Genomic DNA, 2623 nt, shown 5'->3' on the forward strand with positions numbered 1-2623 from the left:
TCAGCCGCACTGCGCCATCTGCAGGCCGCCGCCGCCGCCGGTTTTGTCACCTCGCAGGTCGCGCTGGCCGAGTTCCACGAGTCCGGACGCTACGCGCCGATCGACCTGCCCCGCGCGATGGCGTGGTACCAGCGGGCCGCCGAGTCGGGCAGCGTCGATGCGCAGGTGGCGATCGCTACCGGCTATTACCTGGGCCGGGGCGTGCCGCAGGACGAAACCCGGGCGCTGCAGTGGTACCGCCAGGCCGCCCAGGGCGGTGACGTGGGAGCACAGTACCTGCTGGCCTCGATGTACGAAACCGGCCTCGGCACCGAGGCCGACCTGCGACTGGCGCGCTACTGGTACGACGCAGCCGCGCGGCAGGGCGACGAGGCCGCTTCGGGCAAGCGCGACGAGGTGTCGCACAAACTGGCGGCGCCCAGCCTGTGAGAGGCACGGTCCGGAGTGCGTCAGAGCTGGCTGTATGACAGTGTCGCCAGCGACAGGCTGACCAGGGTCCAGACCACTGCGCTGCGCATCAGCGCGTCGCGCACGCTCGGCCGCAGCGCGCCCCAGCGCACCAGCCGCATCAGCAGCAGCGGCCAGAAGAAGAGGTCGACATCCTTCAGATACAGCGCATCCCCCGTGGCGAGCACGGCCGCGCAGAGCGTGATCTGCGCGGTCGAGAGCCGGTAGCCCCGCAGCGATCGCCAGCACCATGCCACCACGAGCGCCATCAGCGCCGGGCTGGCGAGGTTGACGGGGAACATGCCGGCCTCCAGCACATCCAGGCGCGAGAAGACGAATCCGCCGCCTGCGAACGGGCTGGACAGCGCGTAGACCAGCGTGAACAGCGGCCACAGCAGCGCGAAACGCGCCAGCAGCACGAGCCAGCGCGTGCGGGTGTTGAGGCGGTCCCAAGCGTGCAGGCCGAGTGCCAGCAGCGTGAAGGCCATCAGGAAAGCGCGCGTGTTGATGCGTGTGGCCGTCTGGAGCGAGGGCGGCGTGAAGCCATCCCAGACCCGGTAGAGCAGATAAAGCATCGCGGATGTGACCACCAGCTTGATCGCCATGTCCGCATGGCGCTTCAGGCGCAGGTCGTCGAGGCAGGACGCGGCCACCACCGCTGCACCGGCCTGGTGGACCAGCACCGTCATGGGCAGCAGCGCGATCGAGACCGAGCGGTGCGTGCCGCGGCCGGTCAGCATCGTGGCACCGAGGCCGAGCATCATCAGCAGCGTCGCGAGTGCGTCGGGATGCCCCCACAGGGCCGGGCCGAACTGGAACGGTGACACGAAGAACGCCGCCGACAGCAGCGCCGCGCGCTGCCAGGGAGCGCCGATCTGCAGACCCACCTGCAGCAGCACCATCGTCGAAACCAGGTGCATGACCAGCCCGACCGCCCGCACGCCCTCGGTCGGCAAGTGCAGACTGCCGACCAGCGCGTAGAACGCCGGGCCGTAGGTCGTGTGCATTTCGTGCAGGAAGCGATCCCAGGGCAGGGTCTGGAACTGGTGCAGCGCAACCGTGTGGAAGCTCTCGAATGCGAACTGCGCGCCATGGCTGGGGTTGTAGGACACCGCCAGCGCCATCCAACCAAAGACAATGAACGCGAGCGTCAGCAGCGCGATCAGGTCCCAGGGCGGCTGCCCTTCCAGCGAGGACGCTTCTCCTGCGGAGAGGTCGTCCCCCGGACCTGCCATGCTGTTCGCGCTAGCCACGTTCGCCTCCTTAACATACTGTTACGCCTTGACTGATCGTAAGTGGGCAAAAATCACATGTCAATGATTTTGCCAACTTTGTCACGGCAACTGATGAAATTTAGCGAACTCAATCCCTTGCTTGAGGGTATTTCAATCCTTTCATGACCCTGTAACGCGGGAAGTCTGCGCATTCCGCGCCATTGGCGCCGCACGGGTCGGTTTTGCCACCTGCAGGCGGCGCCACAGACGCACACCCAGCAGCACGCCGATCACCACCGCGTACACCAGCACCTCGTCATAGCGGTGCTTGGCGGCCCGCATCCAGAAGTAGTGCAGCAGCCCCAGCAGCGCGATGGCGTAGACCAGCCGGTGCAGGCGCTGCCAGCGCGCCGCACCCATCGCCTTGATGGCGCGGTTGAACGAAGTCGCCGCCAGCGGTATCAGCAGCACGAAGGCGAGGAACCCCACCAGCGCGAAGGGCCGCTTGGACAGATCCTTCACGACCGCCGCCGGATCGAATCCCATGTCGAGCCAGGCGTAGGCCAGGAAATGCAGCACGCTGTAGAAGAAGACGTAGAGGCCCAACAGACGCCGCCAGCGGGCCAGTGCGCTCAGGCCAGTCCACTGCCGCACCGGCGTCACGGCGAGCACGACGCACAGGAAGCGCAGCGTCCAGGCGCCAGTCCCGCGCAGGATGGTCTCCGCCGGGTTGGCGCCCAGTCCATTGTGGAAACCACCCCAGATCCAGCCAGCCAGCGGCACCAGGCACAGCAGCCACAGCAAGGGTTTGGCCGCCGGGTGCAGCAGCACCCGGTTCACGGCAGCTCGGTTCATGGCGCCACCCGATCAGTAGAACTTGCGCAGGTCCATGCCGGCGTAGAGCGACGCGACCTGCGGGCCGTAGCCGTTGAACATCAGCGTCGGGCGCTTCTTGGCGAACA

The 2623-nt window shown here is 67.0% G+C and carries 3 protein-coding genes; 1 reads left to right on the forward strand and 2 read right to left on the reverse strand.

The window, feature by feature from the left end:
* Nucleotides 1-429: tetratricopeptide repeat protein (locus AB3X43_RS09825; protein WP_369429663.1), on the forward strand; the 429-nt coding region annotated here is incomplete at its 5' end.
* A 20-nt stretch (nucleotides 430-449) separates the two neighbouring features.
* Here the strand turns inward: AB3X43_RS09825 and AB3X43_RS09830 are convergent.
* Both AB3X43_RS09830 and AB3X43_RS09835 read right to left on the reverse strand, forming a co-directional pair.
* Nucleotides 450-1700, reverse strand: a complete 1251-nt coding sequence (locus AB3X43_RS09830) for a hypothetical protein (RefSeq protein ID WP_369429664.1) — start codon at nucleotides 1698-1700, stop codon at nucleotides 450-452.
* A gap of 141 nt (nucleotides 1701-1841) precedes the next feature.
* Nucleotides 1842-2516: a protein-methionine-sulfoxide reductase heme-binding subunit MsrQ gene (locus AB3X43_RS09835; protein ID WP_369429665.1), complete on the reverse strand. Its 675-nt coding sequence runs from the start codon at nucleotides 2514-2516 to the stop codon at nucleotides 1842-1844.
* Between the last annotated feature and the right edge of the window lie 107 nt (nucleotides 2517-2623).

The sequence above is a fragment of the Sphaerotilus sp. genome (assembly GCF_041083715.1).
GTDB lineage: Bacteria > Pseudomonadota > Gammaproteobacteria > Burkholderiales > Burkholderiaceae_C > Sphaerotilus.

Excerpts from the sequence above, each read along its gene's own strand:
- AB3X43_RS09835 (WP_369429665.1), bottom strand. The coding sequence starts at position 2,516 with ATGAACCGAGCTGCCGTGAACCGGGTGCTGCTGCACCCGGCGGCCAAA.